At 72.6% G+C, this 22543-nt stretch carries 20 protein-coding genes; 8 read left to right on the top strand and 12 right to left on the bottom strand.

What is annotated here, in order from left to right; genetic code table 11:
* Nucleotides 1–250: 250 nt before the first annotated feature.
* On the top strand, nt 251–1447 hold the full coding sequence (locus ABZ194_RS25845; protein WP_355599601.1) for an ROK family transcriptional regulator: 1197 nt from the start codon (nt 251–253) through the stop codon (nt 1445–1447).
* A gap of 98 nt (nt 1448–1545) precedes the next feature.
* Here the strand turns inward: ABZ194_RS25845 and ABZ194_RS25840 are convergent, their stop codons facing one another.
* Complete coding sequence (locus ABZ194_RS25840) at nt 1546–2022, bottom strand: winged helix-turn-helix transcriptional regulator (protein WP_355599600.1); 477 nt, start codon at nt 2020–2022, stop codon at nt 1546–1548.
* Nucleotides 2023–2170: 148 nt separating this feature from the next.
* On the opposite strand from ABZ194_RS25840, the gene ABZ194_RS25835 reads away from it, so the two are divergent.
* From ABZ194_RS25835 to ABZ194_RS25825, 3 genes are all read left to right on the top strand, one after another.
* Nucleotides 2171–3163: a pirin family protein gene (locus tag ABZ194_RS25835; protein WP_355599599.1), complete on the top strand. Its 993-nt coding sequence runs from the start codon at nt 2171–2173 to the stop codon at nt 3161–3163.
* A 73-nt stretch (nt 3164–3236) separates the two neighbouring features.
* Nucleotides 3237–4649: an NAD(P)/FAD-dependent oxidoreductase gene (locus ABZ194_RS25830; RefSeq protein ID WP_355599598.1), complete on the top strand. Its 1413-nt coding sequence runs from the start codon at nt 3237–3239 to the stop codon at nt 4647–4649.
* Nucleotides 4650–4783: 134 nt separating this feature from the next.
* Nucleotides 4784–5473, top strand: coding sequence for a hypothetical protein (locus tag ABZ194_RS25825; RefSeq protein WP_355599597.1), 690 nt, complete (start codon nt 4784–4786; stop codon nt 5471–5473).
* 38 nt (nt 5474–5511) lie between these two features.
* Here ABZ194_RS25825 and ABZ194_RS25820 read toward each other — a convergent pair whose 3' ends face one another.
* A complete protein-coding gene (locus ABZ194_RS25820) occupies nt 5512–6654 on the bottom strand; it encodes an acyl-CoA dehydrogenase family protein (RefSeq protein WP_355599596.1) in 1143 nt (380 codons plus the stop codon).
* 100 nt (nt 6655–6754) lie between these two features.
* Nucleotides 6755–7864 carry a Xaa-Pro peptidase family protein gene (locus tag ABZ194_RS25815; protein ID WP_355599623.1) on the bottom strand — a complete coding sequence of 370 codons (1110 nt, stop codon included), beginning with the start codon at nt 7862–7864 and terminating at the stop codon, nt 6755–6757.
* Nucleotides 7865–8096: 232 nt separating this feature from the next.
* Here ABZ194_RS25815 and ABZ194_RS25810 point away from each other — a divergent pair, with 232 nt between their 5' ends.
* Genes ABZ194_RS25810 through ABZ194_RS25800 form a run of 3 tightly spaced genes read left to right on the top strand, consistent with a single transcriptional unit; the run spans nt 8097 to nt 11741 of the window.
* Nucleotides 8097–9329, top strand: coding sequence for a SpoIIE family protein phosphatase (locus tag ABZ194_RS25810; RefSeq protein ID WP_355599595.1), 1233 nt, complete (start codon nt 8097–8099; stop codon nt 9327–9329).
* A gap of 17 nt (nt 9330–9346) precedes the next feature.
* Complete coding sequence (locus ABZ194_RS25805) at nt 9347–10276, top strand: 5'-3' exonuclease (RefSeq protein ID WP_355599594.1); 930 nt, start codon at nt 9347–9349, stop codon at nt 10274–10276.
* Nucleotides 10277–10313: 37 nt separating this feature from the next.
* Nucleotides 10314–11741: an RNB domain-containing ribonuclease gene (locus ABZ194_RS25800; protein ID WP_355599593.1), complete on the top strand. Its 1428-nt coding sequence runs from the start codon at nt 10314–10316 to the stop codon at nt 11739–11741.
* 153 nt (nt 11742–11894) lie between these two features.
* Here the strand turns inward: ABZ194_RS25800 and ABZ194_RS25795 are convergent, their stop codons facing one another.
* The 8 genes from ABZ194_RS25795 to ABZ194_RS25760 form a co-directional block, all read right to left on the bottom strand.
* On the bottom strand, nt 11895–12062 hold the full coding sequence (locus tag ABZ194_RS25795; protein WP_355599592.1) for a hypothetical protein: 168 nt from the start codon (nt 12060–12062) through the stop codon (nt 11895–11897).
* A gap of 161 nt (nt 12063–12223) precedes the next feature.
* Nucleotides 12224–14953, bottom strand: coding sequence for a DEAD/DEAH box helicase (locus tag ABZ194_RS25790; protein ID WP_355599591.1), 2730 nt, complete (start codon nt 14951–14953; stop codon nt 12224–12226).
* A 153-nt stretch (nt 14954–15106) separates the two neighbouring features.
* Entirely contained in the window at nt 15107–15991 is an 885-nt protein-coding gene (locus ABZ194_RS25785) for a YegS/Rv2252/BmrU family lipid kinase (protein ID WP_355599590.1), read from the bottom strand.
* Nucleotides 15992–16018: 27 nt separating this feature from the next.
* Complete coding sequence (gene tatC / locus ABZ194_RS25780; RefSeq protein ID WP_355599589.1) at nt 16019–16918, bottom strand: twin-arginine translocase subunit TatC; 900 nt, start codon at nt 16916–16918, stop codon at nt 16019–16021.
* Between the two features lie 47 nt (nt 16919–16965).
* Nucleotides 16966–17289 carry a Sec-independent protein translocase subunit TatA gene (tatA, locus tag ABZ194_RS25775; protein WP_355599588.1) on the bottom strand — a complete coding sequence of 108 codons (324 nt, stop codon included), beginning with the start codon at nt 17287–17289 and terminating at the stop codon, nt 16966–16968.
* 64 nt (nt 17290–17353) lie between these two features.
* Entirely contained in the window at nt 17354–17542 is a 189-nt protein-coding gene (locus ABZ194_RS25770) for a hypothetical protein (protein ID WP_355599587.1), read from the bottom strand.
* 24 nt (nt 17543–17566) lie between these two features.
* Nucleotides 17567–18523 (bottom strand): WYL domain-containing protein, encoded by a 957-nt coding sequence (locus ABZ194_RS25765; protein ID WP_355599586.1) that lies wholly within the window; start codon nt 18521–18523, stop codon nt 17567–17569.
* A gap of 85 nt (nt 18524–18608) precedes the next feature.
* Nucleotides 18609–19568, bottom strand: coding sequence for a WYL domain-containing protein (locus ABZ194_RS25760; RefSeq protein WP_355599585.1), 960 nt, complete (start codon nt 19566–19568; stop codon nt 18609–18611).
* 56 nt (nt 19569–19624) lie between these two features.
* Between ABZ194_RS25760 and ABZ194_RS25755 the strand changes: the two genes are divergently transcribed.
* On the top strand, nt 19625–20761 hold the full coding sequence (locus ABZ194_RS25755; protein ID WP_355599584.1) for a DUF3866 family protein: 1137 nt from the start codon (nt 19625–19627) through the stop codon (nt 20759–20761).
* Nucleotides 20762–21415: 654 nt separating this feature from the next.
* On the opposite strand, the gene ABZ194_RS25750 is transcribed toward ABZ194_RS25755, so the two are convergent.
* The gene (locus ABZ194_RS25750) at nt 21416–22360 is read right to left on the bottom strand and encodes an FKBP-type peptidyl-prolyl cis-trans isomerase (protein ID WP_355599583.1); all 945 of its coding nucleotides are present in this window, start codon (nt 22358–22360) and stop codon (nt 21416–21418) included.
* Nucleotides 22361–22543: the final 183 nt, after the last annotated feature.

Raw genomic sequence — 22543 nt, 5'->3', positions numbered from 1 at the left:
TCGCCGTCGCTCCATTATCGTTGATAGTAATGGGATACTCCGGGCCATTGGGCTAGTTGTTGTGACAAACCATCACCCTAGCAGGTCCGTTGAGATGTTCCCCCATCAGGCCGTCGTCACAGGTTGATTGCGGCACCCCCCGCGTACTTGACCGGGTTCACCGGGTCTCCTTACCGTCACTTCACGTTAGGAAGGTTTCCTAACTCCGCCGGATGGGCGGTACCGCGACACACACGGACATGGAGGACCGGTGACCCAGCCGACCCCGGGCACCCCCGGCCTGCTGCGGGCGATCAACGATCGCGCCGCCCTGCAGGCACTCCTGGAGCGCGGGCCGCTGACCCGGCCGGAGATCGGCGCGATCACCGGCCTGTCCAAGCCCACCGCCTCCCAGTTGCTCGCCCGGCTGCGGGGGGCGGGCCTGGTCGTGCTGAACGGCGTCCGCGAGGGGCGGCCCGGCCGGGCCGCCGAGGTCTACCGGCTCAACCCCGCCGCCGCGTACGTGGCCGCGCTGGACGTCACCCCCGCGCACATCGACGCCAGGGTCGCCGACATCACCGGCACGGTGGTCGGCGAGTACCGGCTGCCCACCCCGGGCCGCTCCGCGGGCAACGTTGTGGACAAGGTCCGCGCCGCGCTTGAGGGGGCCCGGGCCCCGGCCGGCCTGCGGCGCGTGGTCATCGGCGTGCCGGGCGCGGTCGACCCCGGCACCGGCCGGCTCGGCTACGCCACCGGCGGGAGCACTCCCGGCTGGCACATCCCCGACCTGGTCGCGACCCTCGGCGGAGGGCTCGGCGTCCAGGTCGCCGTGGAGAACGACGTCAACCTCGTCGCCCAGGCCGAGAAGGCGCACGGCGCGGGCCGCGGGCACCGGGACTTCGTGCTGCTCAGGGCCGACGAGGGCCTCGGCTCCGCGCTGGTGCTGGGCGGCCGGCTGCACCGGGGCGCCACCGGCGGCGCCGGCGAGATCGGCTGCCTGCCCGCCCCCGGCGCGCCGGTCGCCCGCGAGCCGGGACACCTCGCCGCCCACGGCTACCAGGCCCTCACCGGCGGGGCCGCCGTACTCAGGATCCTCAGATCGTACGGCGTGCGCGGCGCCACCTTCGCGCAGGCCGTGCGGAACGCCGTGCGGGTCTCGGAGGGCGGCGGCAAGCACGCCGGCGACGCCCGCGCCGGGCTGCGCGACGTGGCCGCCAGGCTGGCGGTCGGCCTGGCCTCGATCACCTCCGTCGTCGACCCGGAGCTCATCGTGCTGACCGGCGGAACCCCCCTGGCCGGCGGCGAGACCCTGCGAGAGCTCGTCGAGCGGGAACTCCACGCGCTGACCGTCCCCCGGCCCCCGCTGCTGCTGTCCGCCGTCGAGGGCAACCCGGTCCTCACCGGCGCGCTCGATCTCGCCCTCGCCGCCGCCCGTGACGAGGTCTTCGGCTCCTCCCTCCCCGCCTGACCCCTCCCCCACCGGCGAGGTGGCGGGATATCCGGCCGCCGGCGGGCCTCGCCGGCGGCCGGGTGTCCCGGGGGAGAGGCGCGGACGAGCCGGAGGCGTCAGGCCGGCTCGGCGGAGGTGTCGTCGTCCGCGCCCAGGATCTCGGGGGCACGGTGCTCGTACGGCGTGCTGAGCACGACGGTGGTACGGGTCGAGACGTTGGCCGAGGTACGGATCTGGTTGAGCAGCTCCTCCAGCCCGAGCGGCGAGGAGACACGGACCTTGAGGATGTAGCTCTCGTCGCCGGCCACGCTGTGGCACGCCTCGATGGCACCCAGGTGGGACAGCCGGTCGGGGGCGTCGTCGGCGGCGGCCGGGTCGATGGGCTTGATCGACACGAAAGCGGTGAGGGGGAGCCCGACCTCGTTGTAGTCCACAAGCGCCGCGTACCCCCGCACGACCCCGCGCTTCTCCAGCCGCCGCACCCGCTGGTGCACCGCCGACACCGACAGCCCGGTCTCCCTGGCGAGGTCGGTGAAACTCATCCGGCCGTCCCCGGCCAGCAACGTCACGATCCGGCGGTCGATCTCCTCCACCCGGTCAACGGTAACGGCACCCGGCGCGCCCCGGCACCGCCCCATGGTCACGGCATGGTCCCAACCCCGCCCGGCGCGCCTCACCGGGACGGGCGCCGCGCAGAGGGCGCGGGACGGCCGGGGCGGGCGGGCGTCGTACAGTCTGCGGATGAGCAACCTGGAGCGGAACCCGCGGGAGGCGGAGTGCGGCGGCCTCGCGGACGTCGCCACGGAACCGGTGAACGAGCTGCTGGCAGGCCGCGACGTGGTGCTGGGCGGCCCGAGGGGGATGAGGGTCACCCGGACCCTGCCGAACCGGGAGATCCGGATGGTGGGCGCCTGGTGCTTCGTGGACCACTACGGCCCGGAGGCGGCGACCATGCGGGTGCCCCCGCATCCGCACAGCGGTCTCCAGACGGTCAGCTGGCTGGTGGAGGGCGAGGTGCTGCACCGCGACAGCCTCGGCAGCGAGCAGCCGATCAGGCCCGGACAGCTCAACCTCATGACCTCGGGCCGTGCCGTCTCCCACGCGGAGGAGTCGCCCCGCGACGCCGAACTGCACGGGGTGCAGCTCTGGGTGGCGCTGCCCGACGCCCACCGGTGGGTGGAGCCGCGCTTCGCGCACCATCCGGCGCTGCCGTCACTGGCCGGCCCCGGCTTCACCGCGACCGTGCTCGTGGGCGAGCTCGGCGGCGCGGTGTCACCCGCCAGGACCTACAGCCCCCTCGTCGGCGCCGAGGTGTCCCTGGAGGCGGGGGCCGAGGCCCGGATCCCGCTGCGCCCGGACTTCGAGTACGCGGCGCTGACCCTGTCCGGCGCGGCCCAGGTCGGCGGGACCGGCCTCGCGCCCGGCCCCCTGCTGTATCTCGGCACCGGCCGGCCGGGCCTCGTCCTGCGGGCCGGAGGGCCGGCGCGCGTGCTGCTCCTGGGCGGCGAGCCGTTCGAGGAGCGGATCGTGATGTGGTGGAACTTCGTGGGCCGCGATCACGACGAGATCGTGGAGTTCCGGCGGGAGTGGACGGGGGGCGGGGGGTTCGGCACGGTGCCGGGCCCCGTGGGCGCCCCGCTGCCCGCGCCGGAACTGCCCGGGGTCCCGCTGAGGGCTCGCGGGCGTCGCCGCGAGACGCCCGGCCGGATCCCCCCGCGCCGTCGGCGGGGATGAAAGGCTGGTGCGCCCGGGACCGTCCCGCCGAGACCGGCGGCCGGCCCGTTCGCTCTGGGAGGTAGAGGCAATCGTGTCCGACGAGTTCGACGTGATCGTGATAGGCGCCGGTCCCGCCGGGGAGAACGTCGCGGCCCGCGTGGCCCGAGGGGGGCTGAGCGTCGCGGTGGTGGAGGAGAACCTGGCGGGCGGGGAGTGCTCCTACTGGGCGTGCGTCCCCAGCAAGGCCCTGCTCCGCCCGGTGGAGCTCACCGCCGAGGTCGGCCGGGTGCCCGGCCTGGAGCCGGGGCCGATCGACGTCGCCGCCGTACTCGCCCGGCGCGACGAGGCCGTGTCGCACCTGGACGACGGCGGGCAGGTGGAGTGGGTCGAGAACCTGCCCGCGACGTTCGTGCGGGGCCGGGGCAGGCTGCGGGGCACCAGGCGGGTCGAGGTGGCCGTCCCGGGCGGCTCCGTCCGCCCGCTGCGCGCCCGGCACGCCGTCGTGCTGGCCACCGGCAGCCGCCCGGTGATCCCGCCGATCCCCGGGCTGGCCGAGTCCTCGCCGTGGACGAGTCACGAGGCGACGGCCGTCCGGGCCGTCCCGCGGCGGCTGGCCGTGCTGGGCGGGGGCGTGGTGGCCTGCGAGATGGCGCAGGCGTTGCACGGGCTCGGCGCCGGGGAGACGACGCTTCTGGTGCGGGGTGACTCTCTGCTCGGCCGGATGGAGCCGTTCGCCGGGGAGCTCGTGGCGGCCTCGCTCGCCGCCGGCGGCGTCGAGGTGCGTGCCGGCGCCCGGGTGGTCCGGGTGGAGCGGCCCGAGCCCGGCGGCGCGGTCACCGTGCACCTGGCCGAGGGGTCACGGGTGGAGGCCGACGAGTTGCTGGTGGCCACCGGCCGCCGGGCCGCGACGGCGGACCTCGGCCTGGACACCGCGGGTCTGCCGGACACGGGCCCGGTGGGGGTCCACGACAGCATGCTCGCGACCGACGCCGACGGCGGCTGGCTGTACGCCGTGGGCGACGTCAACGGCCGCAACCTGCTCACCCACATGGGCAAGTACCAGGCGCGGGTGTGCGGCGACGTCATCGTGGCGCGGGCGCGGGGGGAGCGCGACGACCTGCCGGCGCTGCGCGACGCGGCGGACGGGTACGGCGCCCCCCAGGTGATCTTCACCGACCCGCAGGTCTGCGCCGTCGGGCGCACCGAGGCCGTCGCCAGGGCCGAGGGGTTCGACGTGCGCGCGGTCGAGTACGACCTGGGCGCGGTCTCCGGCGCCTCCCTGCTGGGCGACGGGTACCGGGGCAGGGCCAAGGCCGTCGTGGACGAGCGGCGGCGCGTCCTGCTCGGCGTGACCTTCGCCGGCCAGGGGGTGGCCGAGCTGCTGCACTCGGCGACGGTCGCGGTCACCGCCGAGGTGACGCTCGACCGGCTCTGGCACGCGGTCCCCGCCTTCCCCACGGTCAGCGAGGTCTGGCTGCGCCTGCTGGAGGAGTACGGGCTCTGAGGGGTCCGGCGAGGTCGGCGCCGGACAGCGGAAAACGATTTTTTTGCCTCTTTTGTCATATTTTCGGCTCCATGGGGCACCAATGTGAAGAAACGTATTGGGCAGGCCGACTCCCACCACGTTTAGGGGGCGAAATGGCGGCCATGGACAGGGGCATGCGCCGTAGCCGGCGCGAGACACACTGGCAGGTCGACTTCCAGGCGCTGGACAGGCGGGAATGCCTCATCATCAACTGGATGCTCGCCGGGCTCGGACTGGGCATGGTCCTGGGCCTGGTGGGCGAGTCGCTCGCCGAGGTGCTGCCCGCGGACATCGCCGCGGTCTACGACCCGTACGCCTACGGGCTGCTGGTCCTCGTCATGACACGCGCCGCGGCGAGCGCGGCCTGGGCCGCGCTGAACGGTCTGCTGACCGCCGCGGGGCTGATGGCCGGCCACATGGTCGCCCACGCGCTCAACCACGACGCGACCCTGATCAGCAGGCCCGACGAGAGCTGGCAGGCCGCGCTGAGCATCACGGTGATCGGCTTCGGCGCGCTCGGCTACCTCAGCCGGCGGCGCGACCTGGCCGGCGACGTGGCCGTGGGGCTGGTCGGCGGCCTGATGTTCACCGAGGGCGCCCGGGACATCCAGCAGGCGGCCTCCCTGCCCCACGGCGGGGTGCAGCCCGGCGGACCGTGGATCCTCTCCGCCCTGGTGGTCATGGGCCTGTCGTTCCCGCTCCTGCTCCGCCCGACGACCTCGGCCCGGCTGCGCACCATGATCATCACGCTCACCTGCGCCGCCGTCTTCACCGTGCTCTCCCTGCTGCGCCTGCTGTGGTGACCTCACCGTGATCGCGGCACCCGTGCCCCCGGCCGCCCCTAACGGGTCAGCGAGCGGCCGATCACCAGGCGCTGCACCTGGTTGGTGCCCTCGACGATCTGCAGGACCTTGGCCTCCCGCATGTAGCGCTCGACCGGGAAGTCCTCCACGTAGCCGTAGCCGCCGAAGACCTGGACGGCGTCGGTGGTGACCTTCATGCACATGTCCGTGGCGAACAGCTTGGCCATCGCGGCCCGCGTGCCGTACGGCCGGCCCGCGTCGCGCAGGCGGGCGGCCTCCAGGTAGAGGGCGCGCGCGGCGGCGATCCGGGTGGCCATGTCGGCGAGCATGAAGCCGATCCCCTGGAAGTCGGCGATCCGCGAGCCGAACTGACGGCGCTCCCCCGCGTAGGCGACGGCCGCGTCGCACGCGGCCTGGGCCAGGCCGACGGCACAGGCGGCGATGCCGAGCCTGCCGCCGTCCAGGGCGGCCATGGCGATGCGGAAACCCTCGCCCTCCGCGCCCAGCAGCGCGTCCGGCGCCAGCCGCAGTCCGTCGAAGCGGACCTGGGCGGTCGGCGAGGACCGCATGCCCATCTTCCGCTCGGGCTCGCCGAACGACAGGCCGCCGGTCCCTGCGGGTACGTGGAAGCAGGAGACGCCGCGCCCTCCGCCGGGGGCGGTCCGGGCCAGCAGGGTGTAGAAGTCGGCGACGCCGGCGTGGGTGATCCACGCCTTGACGCCGTCCACGGCGTAGCCACCGCCGTCGGGGACCGCCCGGGTGGTCAGGGCGGCGGCGTCGGATCCCGAGTGGGGCTCCGACAGGCAGTAGGCGCCCAGCGACTCGCCGCCGAGCATGTCCGGCAGCAGCGCGGCACGCTGCGCGGCGGTGCCGTGGGCGGCGACCGGGAAGCAGGACAGGGTGTGCACCGACAGGCCGAGCCCGACCGCCAGCCAGCCGGCCGCGAGCTCCTCGATCACCTGGAGATAGACCTCGTACGGCTGCGCCGCGCCGCCGTGCTCCTCGGGATAGGGCAGGCCGAGCAGCCCCGCCCCGCCCAGGGTGGCGAACACCTCGCGGGGGAAGCGCCCGGCGGCCTCGTCGGCCGACGCCCGGGGCGCGACCTCCTTGCCGATCAGGTCGCGGACCAGCTCCAGCAGATCGTGGGCCTCGGGGGTCGGCAGCACTCGCTCAACGGTCATATCCGCACACTCCAGGTCATGGCGCGAACGACAACGGGGCAGCCGGGATCACCGGCCACCCCGATTGTGGCACTTGTTACACGATGACGAGTGCGTGTGATTATCCGACCACAAGCTCGCGAGGCCGGTGGTTGACCCGCTCGCCGCTCTCCTCGGTGCAGATCAGGATGTCCTCGATGCGAGCACCGTGGGCCCCCGGCAGGTAGATCCCCGGCTCGATGGAGAAGGCGTGGCCCGGCGCCAGCGGCTCGGCGTTGCCCGCGACGATGTAGGGCTCCTCGTGGGTCTCCAGGCCGATGCCGTGACCGGTGCGGTGGATGAAGTACTCCCCGTAGCCCTCGGCGGCGATCACGTCGCGCGCGGCGGCGTCGACCGACTCGCACGAAACGCCCGGCCGTACGGCGTCGCAGGCGGCCTCCTGGGCGCGCTGGAGCACGTCGTAGTACTTCGCGAAAGCGGCCGGGGGCTCCCCGATGCAGTAGACCCGGGTGGAGTCCGAGCAGTAGCCGCTGGGCATCTGGCCGCCGATGTCGACCACGACGGGCTCACCCGGCTGGATGACCCGGCCGGACAGTTCGTGGTGGGGGCTGGCGCCGTTGGGCCCGGAGGCGACGATGACGAAGTCGACGATCGAGTGCCCGGCCTCGATGATCGCCTCGGCGATGTCCCTGCCGACCTCGCGCTCGGTCCTGCCGGCCCGCAGGAAGCCGGGCACCTGCGCGTGCACGGCGTCGATCGCCGCCCCGGCCTCTCGGAGGGCTGCCACCTCGGCCGGGCTCTTGCGCATGCGCAGATCCCGCAGCACGGTCCCGGCCAGTACCTGCTCGGTGCCGGGCAGCGCGTCGCGGAAGCGCAGCGACTGCAGAGCCCACATGCGGTCGGCCAGGCCCACCCGGGCGACGCCGCCCAGACGCGCGGCGACGGCCGCGTAGGGGTCGTCGGTCTCCTCCCAGGGCACGAACTCGACGCCGAGCCTCGACGCCGGGGAGTGCTCGGCGGCGGGCAGTTCCAGCCGCGGCACGGTAAGGAAGGCCTCACCCTTGACGGGCAGCACCAGGCAGGTGAGCCGCTCCAGCGGCAACGCCTCGTAGCCGGTCACATAGCGAAGGTCGGGCCCGGGCGTGAGCAGCAGCGCGTCGAGTCCGGCGACGGCCGCCGCCTCACGGGCCGCGGCCAGGCGGGTGATGGGATACAGATCAGAGGACTCCATTGTCACATCAACCAATGTAATCCGGGATACATCACGACCGTACCCGGCGCCGGGGGTGGCCGGGGAAAGTCCGGGAAAAGCCGCCAGGTCCGCGGCACCATCACTACAATCCGTTGAAGGACGATCACATTTTGTCGGCAGGATGTCCGCAGGTCCCCACATTTCGAGAGCGAGCTACATGGTCGGCGTAGTGGGCGGCCACCAGCCACCCCTCCACCCACGAAACGACCTCGTGACCGGTTCCGCCCCGCTGACCGCCGCAGAGATGGTGCAGCGGTTACGCGGAGAGCTGGGCGAGCACATGGCCGTGGAACAACAACTTCTCACCGCGCGACTGGCCCAGGCCGAACGACTGGGCAACCTGGGCTGGGTCGAGTGGAACCTCCAGACCGGGGAGTCCACCTGGTCCGACCACGCCTACGTCATCTTCGGCCGCGACCCCGGCGCGGGCCCGATCCACCTGCGCGACCTGGTCGGCCAGGTCGAGCCCGCGGACCGGGCTGCCCTCGACGCGCTGCTGCGGGCGGTGGTGAACCTGGCCGAGCCGGGGCGGGCCGAGTTCCGCATCCGCCGCCGGGGGGAGGTCCGGAACCTGTGCGTGGTCCTCGACCTCGTCACGGCCGAGGGACGCGCCGCCGTTCACGGTGTGATCCAGGACGTCACCGGCCGCCGCCGAGCCGAGCAGGTCATGCTGGGGTCCCGGCGCCGGCTCCTGGAGGTCCGCGAGCGGGCCGCCCGGGAGCGGCAGGTCAACGCGGCCCTGCGTGAGGCGATCATGCCCGGCCTCGGGCCGGCCGCCGGGCCGCCCGGCACCCGGATCGGGGTCCGTTACATTCCGGCGGGGGTGAAGGACGGTCTCGGCGGCGACTGGTACGACGCCGTCCCCCTGCCCGACGGCCGGGTGCTGCTGACCATCGGCGACGTGTCGGGCCACGGCCTGCCGGCGATCACCCGGATGGCCCGGCTCCGGCACGCGCTGATCGGCCTGTCGATGACCGGCGAACCCGCCGACCGGCTGCTGACCTGGCTCAACGACCTGGTAATGCACCGGATGGAGGAGACCACCGCGACCGCGGTGATCGGCCACCTGGACCCGGCCACCGGCGTGTTCGCCTGGAGCCAGGCCGGGCACCCCGCGCCGATCCTCATCCGTGACGGGGTGGCCGCCCAGCTCGATCCGCCCGCCGGGGTCCTGCTGGGCGCCACTCTGACCGAGCCGTACGAGCCGGCCGGGGTGAGACTGCTCCCGGGCGACCTGCTGCTTCTCTTCACCGACGGCCTGGTCGAGCGGCGCGACCGCGACATCGACGAGGGTCTCGCGCTGACCCTGGCCGCGGCGGCCGACCTCTTCCGCGGCGCCTCGGACGCCGAGCTGGCCACCGGGCTTGACCGGCTGATCGAGTCGGTCGGCGGGCCCAACCCCGAAGACGACACCTGCGTGCTGGTGATCGGGGTGCTTGGTTGATTGGTTAAATGGTCGCCATGCCCGGGCTGATGCTTCTCGACACCCCGTCCCTGTACTTCCGCGCCTTCTACGGGGTGCCGGAGTCGGTGACCGCCCCCGACGGCATGCCCGTCAACGCGATCCGCGGCCTCATCGACATGATCGCCATGCTGGTCCGGGAGCACTCCCCCGGCGCGCTGGCCGCCTGCATGGACGCCGACTGGCGGCCCGCCTTCCGGGTGGCGGCGATCCCGACCTACAAGGCCCACCGGGTCGCCCCCGGCGGCGGCGAGGAGATCCCCGGCACGCTCGCCCCGCAGGTGCCGGTGATCGAGCGGGTTCTCGACGCGGCGGGCATCGCCCGCGTCGGCGTGCCCGGCTACGAGGCCGACGACGTGATGGGCACGCTGGCCGTCCGGGCCCGGGGCCCGGTGGACATCGTCACCGGCGACCGGGACATGTTCCAGCTCGTCGACGACACCCGGCCGATCAGGGTCCTCTACACCGCGAAGGGCGTCAAGAACCTCCAGGTCGTCGACGAGGCCGCCGTGTCCGCCAGGTACGGCGTGCCCGGCCGCCGCTACGCCGACTTCGCCACCCTGCGCGGCGACCCCAGCGACGGCCTGCCCGGCGTGCCGGGGGTCGGCGACAAGACCGCGGCCGACCTGATCAACCGGTTCGGCGCGCTGGAGGCCCTCATCGGAGCCCTGGACGGCGGAGAGGGCGGTGACGGCCTCACCGCCGCCCGGCGGGCCAGGCTGAGCGCGGCCCGCGACTACCTGCGGGTCGCCCCGGCGGTGGTCCAGGTCGTCCGTGACGTGCCCCTCCCCGACCTGGACCTCTCCCTGCCCCTCAGGCCTCGCGACCCGGAGGCGCTCGACGCCCTGGCCGGGCGCTACGGCCTGAACGGTCCCCTGAGCCGCCTGTCGGAGGTCCTGTTCGAGGCCCCGGGGGCGTCCGGGGGCTGAGGCCGCCCACGCGGCACGGAGCGGTAGGTTGACCCCCGTGCCGCACAAGAGCATCCGGGTGCCCGGAGAGTCCCATCCACGACTCCGTGACGGTTTCGACCGGATCCGCCGGGAGGTGAAGCTGCCGGAGGGATTCCCCCGGGCCGTGACCGAGGAGGCGGAGTGGGTCGCCGAGGTGCCCGCGCTGCCCGACCTGGACCGCACCGACCTGCCGCTCATCACCGTCGACCCGCCGGGATCCATGGACCTGGACCAGGCCGTGCACCTGGAGGAACGTCCCGGCGGCTACCGCGTCTGGTACGCCATCGCCGACGTCGCCGCGTTCGTACGGCCCGGCGGGGCGATCGACACCGAGGCCCGCAGCCGGGGCGAGACCGTCTACATGCCCGACGGGCGGGTGCCCCTGCATCCGGCGATCCTGTCGGAGGGCGCGGCCAGCCTGCTGCCCGGCGCCATCCGGCCGGCCGTCCTGTGGTGCGTCGACCTGGACGCCGACGGGCGGACGGTGGGCGCCGACGTGACCAGGGCGCTGGTGCGCAGCCGCGAACGGCTCGACTACGACTATGTCCAGGCCTCGGTGGACACCGGCACCGCCGACGGCACGCTGCGGCTGCTGGCCGAGATCGGCCGGCTCCGCCTGGGGCTGGAGCGGGCCAGGGGCGGTGTCACGCTGCCCACACCCGAGCAGGAGGTCGTCCCCGACGGGGAGGGCTACCGGGTGGAGTTGCGCGCCCCGCTGGACGCCGAGGCGTGGAACGCGCAGATCTCACTGCTGACCGGGATGGCCGCCGCCTCGATGATGCTGGACGCCGAGATCGGCCTGTTGCGGGTGCTGCCGCCCGCCCCCGCCGAGCGGATCGCCCAGGTCCGCCGGGTGGCCGCCGCGCTCGGCGTGCCGTGGCCGGAGGGCGCGGCCTACGGCGACGTCGTCCACGGCCTCGACCCCAAACTCCCCGAGCAGGCCGCGTTCCTGGCGGAGTCGACGGTACTGCTGCGCGGGGCCGGGTATGTGGCCTTCAACGGCGAGCCCCCCGTCCACGCCGGGCACGCGGCGGTGGCCGCGCCGTACGCTCACGTGACCGCGCCGCTGCGCCGCCTCATCGACCGCTACGCCACCGAGATCTGCCTGTCCGTCGCGGCGGGTGAGCCGGTGCCCGAGGAGATCCAGCGGGCCATGGGCGAACTGCCGGGCATCATGCACGTGACCGGGCGGCGGGCGGGATCGGTCGAGCGGGCGTGCGTGGACCTGGTGGAGGCGTTCGTGCTGCGCGAGCGCGTGGGCCAGACGTTCGACGCGGTGGTGATCGAGGTGGACGACGGCCGTCCGTGGGGCCAGGTGCAGATCGGCGACCCCCCGGTGGTGGCCCGCTGCGACGGTGAGCGGCTTCCGCTGGGCGAGACGGTCCGGGTACGGCTGACGCGTGCCGACCCGGCCACCAGAGAGGTCCGTTTCAGCCTGGCCTGACGGGGAGGCGGCGGGCTCCCGAAAGAGGGGGCCGGGTGCTCCGCACAGGCCGCGGGACCGCCCGGGTCACTCGAATTCCCGGAGTACCGAAACCCCGGGACCACCGGCGCCGCGCCCGGGGGCCGGACGCGGCCCCGGGAGCCGCGGGAGCGGTCAGCGCTTCAGGCTCCAGCCCGCGCCGACACCCAGCAGGTGCAGTGCGACGCAGATCAGCCCGGCGAGGACGAGCGTGGTGACGGTCACGATGGTGCCGACGGCCACGCCGGCGAGCTGGAAGATCAGAGCGAGGGCGAACAGCAGCGCGGCGATGAGGGCGAACATGCCTACCTCCGTGTACGGGGGACTCAACGGGGTCCGACATGGGGATTTCCAGTACCATCTCCCCAGAAACAGCCCTGAAGGTGACGTTCTGCACGCCAGCCGTCACGAGGTATTGACCGGGCGGTCAGTTGGCCGCCTCCCCCCGCTTCTCAGGCCGCTCCTCAGGCCAGGGACGAGTAGGCCACCACCCCACGCCGCAGCGCGTCCATGGCCTTGCCCGCGCTCTGCCTCACCCTGCCGCCGGCCGGAGCGGCGTCGGAGATCTGGCCGAGCAGATCGAGCAGCTGCTTGACCCAGCGCACGAAGTCACCGGCGGCCAGCTCGGAGCCGTTGACCCCGTCACCGAGCACGGCGTCCAGATTATGGCCCCTGGCCCAGCGGAAGGTCGCCCAGGCGAACCCGAAATCGGGCTCCCTGATGAACGACAGACCGTGGTCGCTCTCGATGGACTCCAGCTCACCCCAGAGGCGAACCATCTCGCCAAGCGCCTTCTGCACGCCGCCGGCGGGGATCCGGGGCTGCCGGGCCTCGTCGGCCTGCCGGGACTCGAAGACCAGCGAGGAGACGGCGGCGGCCAGCTCGGCCGGATCGAGGTCGTCCCAGAGCCCGGCGCGCAGGCACTCGGCGGTGAGCAGGTCGAGTTCGGTGTAGAGCTGGGCCAGGCGGCGGCCCTCGGCGGTGACGGCCTCGCCGTCGAGGTAGCCGAGCTGGTCGAGCACCCCGCAGACCTTGTCGAAGGTGCGGGCGATCACGTGGGAGCGGCCCTCGACCCTGCGGCGCAGGCCCTCGGTCTCGCGCAGCAGCTTGTAGTAGCGCTCCGCCCAGCGGGCGTGGTCCTCCCGCTCGTCACAGCCGTGGCAGGGGTGCCGGCGAATCTCCCTGCGCAGGCGGATGATCTCGTCGTCCTCGACGGCGTGGTCGCGGGCCCTGTCCGGCTTTCCGAAGTCGCGGTCACCGATCTTGGCGTGCACGGAGGAGACCAGGTTGGCCCGCTCCTTCGGTGAGCGCGGATTGAAGTTCTTCGGGATGCGCAGGTGCTCGACCGGCTCCACCGGGACCGGGAAGTCGGCCGGCGACAGCTTCTTGACCTGCTTGCCGATGGTGAGCACCAGCGGGGAGGGGCCCTCCCCCCGGGAGTTGAGGCCGGGGTCGAGGACGACCGCCAGCCCGGCCCTGCGGCCACCGGGAACGCGGATGATGTCGCCGGGCCTCAGCGCCTCCAGCGAGCGCAGTGACTGCGCCCTGCGGGCCGCGCCTCGCCGGCGTGACAGCTCGGCCTCCCGATCGGACAACGCCCTGCGCATCGCGGCGTACTCCTCGAAGTCCCCCAGATGGCAGGTCATCGCCTCGCGATATCCCTGCAGGGCCTCCTCGTGCCGGCGTACCTGCTTGGCGATGCCGACCACGGCCCGGTCCGCCTGGAACTGCGCGAAAGAGGACTCCAGGAGCGTCCTGGCACGTTCCCTGCCAACCTGCCCGACCAGGTTGACCGCCATGTTGTAGGAGGGGCGGAAGCTGGAGCGCAGCGGGTAGGTGCGGGTGCTGGCCAGACCGGCGACCTGGAGCGGGTCCATACCCGGCTGCCACTGAACCACCGCGTGACCCTCGACGTCGATGCCGCGCCGCCCGGCCCTGCCGGTGAGCTGGGTGTACTCACCCGGGGTGAGATCGGCGTGGGTCTCACCGTTCCACTTGTCGAGTTTTTCGATCACCACGGAGCGGGCGGGCATGTTGATGCCCAGCGCGAGGGTCTCGGTGGCGAACACGGCCTTCACCAGGTTACGGGTGAACAGCTCCTCCACGACCTCCTTGAAGGCCGGGAGCATGCCCGCGTGGTGGGCGGCCAGGCCGCGCTCCAGGGCGTCGCGCCATTCGAGGTAGCCGAGCACGGCCAGGTCCTCGTCGGGCAGGTGCGCGGTCCGCTCGTCGACGATCTGCCGGATCTCGTGGCGCTCCGCGTCGGTGGTGAGCCGGATGCCGGCGTGCAGACACTGCAGGACGGCCGCGTCACAGCCCGCCCGGGAGAAGATGAAGGTGATCGCGGGCAGCAGGCCCGCGGCGTCGAGGCGCTCGATGGCCTGGGCGCGGTCGGGCGGCCCGCCCCTGCGCGGCCGGGAGTAGCCTCGCCGGCCCTTGCCGTACGACTGGCGTTCCTCGTCCCTGGCCAGACGGAGCAGGTTGGGGTTGACCAGTGGACGCCGGCCGTCCTCGTCGGAGACGAACAGGTCGTGGAGACGGTGACCGACGAGCATGTGCTGCCAGAGCGGGACCGGGCGGTGCTCGTCCACGATGACACTGGTGTCGCCGCGGACCTCACCCAGCCACTCGCCGAACTCCTCGGCGTTGCTGACCGTGGCCGACAGCGCGGCCAGCCGCACGGACTCGGGCAGGTGGATGATCACCTCTTCCCAGACCGCGCCGCGGAACCGGTCCGCCAGGTAGTGCACCTCGTCCATCACCACGAAGCCGAGCCCGGCCAGGGTGGCGGAACCGGCGTAGAGCATGTTGCGCAGCACCTCGGTCGTCATGACGACGATCGGGGCCTCGCCGTTGACGCTGTTGTCTCCGGTGAGCAGGCCGACCTTGGCCGCGCCGTACCGTTTGACCAGGTCGTTGTACTTCTGGTTGGACAACGCCTTGATCGGGGTGGTGTAGAAGCACTTACGGCCCTCCTGCAGGGCCAGGTGCACCGCGAACTCGCCCACCACGGTCTTACCCGACCCGGTGGGGGCCGCCACGAGCACCCCGTCGCCGGCCTCCAGGGCGCGGCAGGCGTCGAGCTGGAAGTCGTCCAGCTCGAAGTCGTACAGACCACGGAACGAGGTCAGCGCCGGCCCGCTGTCGGCCTGGCTCTGACGGAAGGCAGCGTAACGTTCCGCTGGGGTCGTCATGTCTCCAAGCCTACCGATATCGGGATTCCGGTCGGTCCGCCGCGGCTCAGGTCGGTGAGGCGATCGGCCGGCCCCGTACCGGCCCGTGCCGCCGCCGGAGGAGGACCCTTTTCCGGCGGAGGACCCGTGGCCCGCCGGCGAGCGGATCCCGGCCTAGCGCAGGACCCGCAGCGCGCCGGGGACGATCTCGCAGACGAGCGGGACGGGGCCGAGCCGCTCGCCGTCGGCGTAGGCGACCACCTCGGGGGCCTCCAGGGTGACCCTGTGGGCGCGCCTGACCGCGACGGAGGGGTGGGTGACGTGGGAGCCCCGGTAGACGCGGGGGAAGGTGCGCAGGAACGTCCGCTTGGGCACGGCGCCGAGGATCGTCACGTCCAGCAGGCCGTCGTCGGGAACGGCGTCCGGGCAGACCCGCATCCCCGCGCCGTAGGAGGAGGTGTTGCCGACCGCGACCAGCATGGCCTCGCACTCGATCGTCTCGGGTCCGTCCGGCCCGTCCAGGCCGATCCGGAAGGGGATCGGCCTGAAGGAGCGCAGCTCCCCGGCCAGCGCGACGACGTATCTGGCCATGCCGGGCGGCCAGGTCATCCGGTTGGCCCGCTCGTTGACGCGGGAGTCGAACCCGCAGGCCACCACCCCGGCGAACCACTCGCCGCCGGCCTTCGCGGCGTCGATCACCCGCGTCTCGCCCCTGAGCACGACGTCGGCGGCGGCCGTCAGGTCGCCCTTCGGCAGGCCGAGCGCGGCGGCGATGTCGTTGCCGGTCCCCGCCGGAATGACCCCCAGCGGCACGCCGGTGCCGGCGACCGCCTGAAGGGCCAGGTGGACCAGGCCGTCGCCGCCGAAGGCCACCAGCGCGCCGGGGTTTTCGGCGACGGCCGTACGGGCGCGCTCAAGGGTCTCGGCCGCGGACCCCTCGACGATCACCGAGATCTCACGGCCGCCCCTCCGGAGCCTGCCGAGCACCGGGGCGAGCAGGGCGCGCGAACGGCCGCCACGGGCCGCGGGGTTGACGAGGACGACGATCTCTCCGGACACAGACCGGAACATACCGCCTATCTGACGCTATTTATCGGGGTCGCCACCCGCCGTGCCCGGATCGAGAGGGGAGTCGTCCTCCAGCAGGGGGGACGCCTCGTCGTCGGACAGGTGGGAGAAGTCCTCGTCCTTGGGCAGGCGTCTCTCGCGCAGATACATGAAGCCCTCGGCCAGGGCGAACAGGAGCACCATCGGCAGGGCCAGCGCGATCATCGTGAACGGGTCGCCCCCCGGGGTGGCGACGGCGCCGAAGACGAACATGACGAAGATGACCATGCGGCGGTGCTTGGCCACCAGGGAGCGCGGCAGGACCCCGATGACGTTCAGGAAGACCATCAGCAGCGGCAGCTCGAACGAGATCCCGAACACGATGATCATGATCAGGACGTAGTCGAGGTACTCGTCGATGGTGAGACCGGTCAGCGTGCCGGGCGGGGCGAAGCCGAGCATGATCGACAGGCCGGTGGACATGACGACGTAGGCCAGGGCCGCGCCACCGAGGAACAGGGGGATGGCCAGCCCCATGAACATGACCGAGTAGCGCTTCTCGTTGCGGTACAGACCCGGCGTGACGAAGGCCCAGAGCTGCCACAGCCACACCGGCGAGGACGCCACCATGCCGAACATGGCCGCGACCTTGAGGTTGACGAAGAAGGAGTTGAAGACCCCGAGGACCAGCATCGAGCACTCGCCCGGCCTCAGCTGCTGGGCCTGCGGCAGTGCGCAGTACGGCCTCTGCAGGAACGTCCAGATCGGATCGAAGTAGACGAACCCGATGACGATGCCGACGAGCAGACCGAGCAGGGCGATGACCAGGCGGTTGCGCAGCTCACGGAGATGCTCCATGAGCGGCATGCGCCCCTCGGCCGCGTCGTGGGATGACCCCGGCCCGTTACGGCCCGGTCTGGGCCACTTCAGCAACGCCATTCACGAATCCCGGTCTGACGAGTGGAATGATCCGGACGTAGGGCAGCCTACTGGGGCTTGGGGGCGCCCGCCTGAGCGCGTAGCCTGGCGGCCTGCTCCTCCAGCGCGCGGGCCTGCTCCTCCACCGTCGCGGTCGGCGGGGCGGCCGGCGGGATCGGCTGCGGAGCCGGAACGGCGGCCGGCGGAGGCTGGACGACGGTGGCGGTCGCCGTGGTCGTCTCCTCGTCCTCACGCAGCTTGGTGGTCTCCGACTTGAAGATGCGGAGCGACCGGCCGAGGGAGCGAGCGGTGTCGGGCAGCTTCTTCGCGCCGAAGAGCAGCACCAGAAGCAATCCGATGATCAGAAGCTCGGGAACACCCAGGTTGGGCATGACACATCCTTACGCCGAACGACATGCACTCTCAGCCCGATCGTACGCTCCCCCGGACACAGACTCACCCCTTCCGCGACCGGACTGTCCGGATCCGCTCGTCAAGGACGCGCTGTGCCGGGGCCGGCCTCCGGCCGGCCCGCTCCACCTCCCCGCCGAGCCTCCGGGCCGCCAGCAGCACGCGGAACGCCAGGAAACCCAGCAGGAGCAGCCCGGCGAGGCCCAGCCCGGCCGCGGCGAAGATCCAGGTCATACCGGCAGATCATAACGCCGGACGTCAGGAGGCCGACTCGTACCGGCTCAGCGCCGAGGCCGCGGCCTCCCTGACACCCGCGGCCAGCGAGTCCGGGGAGAGCACCCGGCCGGTGTCGCCCAGGCGCAGGGCCAGCCGTACCAGCCAGCCCTGGTCGCGGGCCCGCAGCGCCACCCGCAGGCGGCCCTCGCCAAGCTCGGTGACCTGCTCACACGGGTAGTACTCGGCGACCCAGCGGCCGGCCGGGGTCAGCTCCAGCTCCACCAGCTCGTCCGTGGGCGACGGCCGGAACACCCCGGGCGTCACCTCGCCGGGCTCGGCGTGGGCCGGCGGGTCGGCCGCCACGTCCAGCAGCTCGACCGTGAGCACCCGGTCCAGCCGGAACAGCCGCACCGCCTCGGCCCGGTAACACCAGCCCGACAGGTAGGAGCGGCCGTCCACCACGACCAGGCGCATCGGATCGACCTCGCGCGGGGTGATCTCGTCGCGGCCCGGCACGTAGTAGCGGAGCGACAGCCGCCTGCCGCGCCGCAGCGCCTCGTTGACGACGGGCAGCGCGTCGGGCGTCGCGTCCACCTCGACGGCGACCTGGCTGCTGACCGCCGCCGCGCCCTCACCGGCGGCCCGCTCGAACTTGGCGATGACCCGGACCAGCGCGTCGCGCTCGCCGAACTCGGGCATCTCGCTGAGCACGCGCAGGGCCACCAGCAGGGCGCTGGCCTCGTCCACGCCCAGCCGCAGCGGGCGGGCGATGGTGTCGGCGTTGTCGATGACGATCTCACCGCCGTCCCACGAGACGTCGATCAGGTCACCCGGCGTGTGGCCGGGCAGCCCGCACATCCACACCAGCTGCAGGTCGTCGATGAGCTGCTTCTCGCTCAGCCCGAAGATCTTCGCCACCTCGGGCACCTGCGCCCCGGGGTGCGACATCAGATAGGGCACCAGCGCCAGCAGTCTGGGCAACCGGTCGGCCGTGCTCATGCCTCGCTCCGCTCCACGTCCATGACGCCCCGATCGATCGTCCGCCGCTTCCCCGCCCCCACGCGCCACGCCGCCCTCCCGCGCGTCACGCCAGGGCCCCCTTCAGACGGCGGATCACGGCCTCCCTGGCGTCCGGCGGCCCGACCACCTCGGCGTCGGCTGCGAAGCCGACGACCCATCCGGCCAGCCGCCCGGGATCGGAGAAGTCCACGTCCAGCTCGTCCCAGCCGTCGGCTCCCGGCCGCACGGCCCTCGCCACCTGGCGCAACCCCTGGCAGGCGCCCTCGCGGACCCGGATGAGGGCGGTGCGCTCGGAGACCGTCATGTCGTCGCGGTAGCCGACCATCGACGTCATGTCGACCCCCTCGGGGACCGTCACCGTCCCCGGGCGGCCCACCGGGACGACCGGGCCGCTGATCCGGCTGAGCCGGAACACCCGGGCCGCGTCACGGTCGCGGTCGTGGCCCACCACGTACCACCGGCCGCGGCGGCTGACCACGCCCCACGGCTCCACGGTACGGGTGAGCACGCTCCCGCTGGACGCCGCCCGGTAGTCGAAACGGACCGCGCGCCGGTCGCGCACGGCCTCCCAGAGCGCGGGAAAGGACGGGTCCCGGGTGTCCACCCGCAGCTCCAGCGCCCCGCCGGCCATCCCGCCGCCCTCGTCGGTCTCCACTCCCCCGGCCCGGAGCTTCAGCAGCGCCCCGCTCGCGGCCTCGGCCAGGCTGGCCCGCTGCCACACCTGGGCCGCCAGGCCGACCACCGCGGCCTCGTCGGGCTCAAGGGTGATCTCGGGCAGCTCGTAGGCCTGCCGGACGATCCGGTAGCCCGGATCCTCCTCCCACGGGTCCTTGTGGACCTCGATCGGAATGCCGATCTCGCGCAGTTCGTTCTTGTCCCGCTCGAACATCCGCTGGAAGGCCTCGTCGTTGGCGGCGTCGTAGCCGGGCACCGCGTGGCGAATGTGTTCGGCGCTGAGCGGCCGCCGCGTGGCCAGCAGGCAGATCACAAGGTTCAGCAACCGTTCGGTCTTCCGGCGCGACATCCGGCCTCCTTCCCTGTTCAAATGACTCTACGTCCAGGTGACGCTACTCTTCCCCGGTGATCAGATGGCGCAGGGGCGAGGTCGTGCGGATCCGGCGCGAGTGGCCGGGGGCGATGGAACTGGACGTCACCACCGAGGAGGGCAGCGCTCGCGCGCTGGCCTATCCCGCCCTGGTGGGACACCCGGAGCCAGGCGATGCGGTGCTGCTCAACACGACCGCGCTCGCGATGGGTCTCGGTACGGGAGGCTACGCCATGGTGGTGGCGCTTCCGGACAGATTACCGAAAGATCCACAGGGCCCCGGACATCTGGTGAAGGCCCGCTACACCCCGCTGCAGCCCACCGTGCTGGGCGTCGACGAGCAGGAATCGCCCTTTCACGAAACGCTCCGCGACGCCGACTCGCTGGACGGCATGCCGGTGATCGTCGCCGATCTGCACTCGGCGCTCCCGGCGATCCTGTGCGGCCTGTACGGCTCACGCCCTCCCCTCCGGCCCTCCGGCCGGACGTCCGGCCCCGCCGAGGCGGAGCCCGGCGGGCCCGCCGCCCGGGTCGCCTACGTCATGCTCGACGGCGGCGCGCTGCCCGCCTGGTTCTCCATGTCCTGCGCCCGGCTCAGGGAGGTGGGCTGGCTGGACGGGGTGGTCACGGTGGGCCAGGCCTTCGGCGGCGATCTGGAGGCCGTGACGCCGCACACGGGACTGCTCGCGGCCCGGCACGTGCTCGGCGCCGACGTGGCGATCGTCACCCAGGGACCGGGCAACCTGGGTACCGGCACCCGCTGGGGCTTCTCCGGCGTCTCGGCCGGAGAGGCGGTCAACGCCGTCTCGGTGCTCGGAGGGCGCCCCGTCGCGGCGCTGCGGGTCAGCGAGGGCGACCTGCGGGAGCGGCACATCGGGGTCTCCCACCACTCGCTGACCGCCTACGGCCGGGTGGCCCTGGCACCGGCCCAGGTCGCGGTGCCGGAGCTGCCCGGCGACTTCGGCAGGCGGGTGGCCGAGCAGGCCGGGCCACTGGCCGTACGGCACGAGCTGGTCGGGGTGCCGGTGGACGGATTGTACGAGGCGCTGCGAGACTCTCCGGTCCGGCTGTCCACGATGGGCCGCGGCCTGGACGAGGACCTGGCCTACTTCCTGGCCTCGGCCGCCGCCGGCCGCCACGCCGCCTCGCTGCTGCCCTCGGTGGGCGGATGACCCCTCTCCGCGGCCCCGGCCCCCCCGATGGGCCTCGGTGCGACTCGGGGGACCTCGGCCGGGCGCTCACCGGTGGACCGGGCGTCGTCCACCGGTCGGCCGAACCCCGCCTTCCGGTGCCACCGCGGCGGGTTTTCACCGCGACACGGAGATTGACACGCCCTCCGAATCATGGGTTCCCGAATCTCGGAGTTCGCCGGGCCGACGTCTGGCCATCCACGCGCCGTTTATGACAAGAGCCGCGATTCTTGGAGAAAAAGCACCCTGCTGTAAACACGGCCCGCTGTAAACACGGTCTCTGACTCGACCATGCCGCAGAGTCAGGAAAAGTGACGCCTCGTCAATCTCCGCAGCATTGTTTCCGTAGAGATGGTCGTGTTTTCCGGAATATCCGAACATGTCCCCGCGCCGGGTGACCGTCGGCACACCATCCGGCTCGGGGAGCGGCTCACCCGGTCACCGGTCACCGGTCACCGGTCACCCGGGAAAACGTACCGGTGCGCACGGCCCCACCGGCCGTCCCAGGCCGGAGGCCCCGCCCGGGACGGCCGTCAACAACTCCGGGGTCCGGCCGCGTGGCCGGACCCCGGAGTGAGACGACTCGATGGAACCGCCGGGCACGGTGCCCGGAGAGAGCACCCGAGCGGGCGATCGTCAGTAGGCCGCGACCACGTCCACCAGGAAGACCAGGGTGTCGGTGCCCTTGATCTTTTCGCCTGAGCCCTCCTTGCCGTAGCCGAGGTCCGGCGGGACGCTCAGCAGCACCCGGCTGCCGACGGGGACGCCGACCAGGCCCTGGTCCCAGCCCTTGATGACCTTGCCGGTGCCGATCTGGAACATGATCGGCTCGCCGCCGCGCGACCAGCTGCTGTCGAACTCAAGGTCCGAGCCCCAGATCTTGCCCGCGTACTGGACCAGGATCGACTGACCGGACTTGACCTCGGGGCCGGTACCCTTGATCACGGTCTTGGCGACGAGCTCCTTGGGAGCCTTCTCCTTGGTCTTGGTGGTCAGCTTGGGCGCGGCGTCACCGCCGGGGTTCTCCACCTTGACCCCCTTGAGGCCGGCGTCGGCCGCGGCGCCGTGAGCCGCCTTGCCCTCGGGAACACCGACCACGTCGACCACGAAGACCTGCGACTGACCCGCGGGCGCCTGGGCCTGCTGCTCCTTGGGAAGCGCGTCCTTGGCGACGACCGACAGGAAACGGCCGCCCCCCTTGGTCTCCGCGAAGCCCTTGCGCAGGATCTCGGGAACCTGCTCGTTGAGCGTGATGAGCTGCGGCCCGCCCTCGTCATAGGTCGAGGCTGCCAGCTTGTTGTCCTTGCCGTCCCAGGTGAAGACGGTGAAGTTGACCACCACGCTGTCGCCCGCCTTGGCGGGGGCGCCGAGGGTGCCGGGCGTGACCACCTGGTAGGAGGAGGTCTCGACGACCTTCGGCGGGAAGGCCACACTCGGCTTGGCGTTCGCAGCCCCGGTCACCTTCAGCGCCGGGGCCGATCCACCGACGGTGCCGACGGTGGTGGTCTCGCCCCCGGAGCCGCAGGCTGCGGCGAACATAAGAGGCACTGCGGCCAGTACGGCCATGCTGCGGCGGCGCATAGGTATCCCTCAAGCAGACGTCAGGTTTGCGCCACACTACCCGCCTTCACATACGGGTACGGTAAGCCGGAGGACGACCTTACCGAAGCTTGACATCCTCTCCTCCCTGAAGGGAGGAGATTCCCACGGTCGCCCGCGGGGTTTCCTGCTTCACCGCCGGTCGCCCGCCGAGGAGGTCTCCCC

The sequence above is a fragment of the Streptosporangium sp. NPDC006007 genome (assembly GCF_040614315.1).
GTDB lineage: Bacteria > Actinomycetota > Actinomycetes > Streptosporangiales > Streptosporangiaceae > Streptosporangium.
Note: the sequence above shows the minus strand (reverse complement) of the source record. Positions and strands in the feature narration are given on the sequence as shown.

Excerpts from the sequence above, each read along its gene's own strand:
- ABZ194_RS25835 (WP_355599599.1), top strand. The coding sequence starts at position 2,171 with ATGAGCAACCTGGAGCGGAACCCGCGGGAGGCGGAGTGCGGCGGCCTC.
- ABZ194_RS25825 (WP_355599597.1), top strand. The coding sequence starts at position 4,784 with ATGGCGGCCATGGACAGGGGCATGCGCCGTAGCCGGCGCGAGACACAC.
- ABZ194_RS25820 (WP_355599596.1), bottom strand. The coding sequence starts at position 6,654 with ATGACCGTTGAGCGAGTGCTGCCGACCCCCGAGGCCCACGATCTGCTG.
- ABZ194_RS25815 (WP_355599623.1), bottom strand. The coding sequence starts at position 7,864 with ATGGAGTCCTCTGATCTGTATCCCATCACCCGCCTGGCCGCGGCCCGT.
- ABZ194_RS25805 (WP_355599594.1), top strand. The coding sequence starts at position 9,347 with ATGCCCGGGCTGATGCTTCTCGACACCCCGTCCCTGTACTTCCGCGCC.
- ABZ194_RS25795 (WP_355599592.1), bottom strand. The coding sequence starts at position 12,062 with ATGTTCGCCCTCATCGCCGCGCTGCTGTTCGCCCTCGCTCTGATCTTC.
- ABZ194_RS25790 (WP_355599591.1), bottom strand. The coding sequence starts at position 14,953 with ATGACGACCCCAGCGGAACGTTACGCTGCCTTCCGTCAGAGCCAGGCC.
- tatC (WP_355599589.1), bottom strand. The coding sequence starts at position 16,918 with ATGGCGTTGCTGAAGTGGCCCAGACCGGGCCGTAACGGGCCGGGGTCA.
- tatA (WP_355599588.1), bottom strand. The coding sequence starts at position 17,289 with ATGCCCAACCTGGGTGTTCCCGAGCTTCTGATCATCGGATTGCTTCTG.
- ABZ194_RS25770 (WP_355599587.1), bottom strand. The coding sequence starts at position 17,542 with ATGACCTGGATCTTCGCCGCGGCCGGGCTGGGCCTCGCCGGGCTGCTC.
- ABZ194_RS25765 (WP_355599586.1), bottom strand. The coding sequence starts at position 18,523 with ATGAGCACGGCCGACCGGTTGCCCAGACTGCTGGCGCTGGTGCCCTAT.
- ABZ194_RS25760 (WP_355599585.1), bottom strand. The coding sequence starts at position 19,568 with ATGTCGCGCCGGAAGACCGAACGGTTGCTGAACCTTGTGATCTGCCTG.
- ABZ194_RS25750 (WP_355599583.1), bottom strand. The coding sequence starts at position 22,360 with ATGCGCCGCCGCAGCATGGCCGTACTGGCCGCAGTGCCTCTTATGTTC.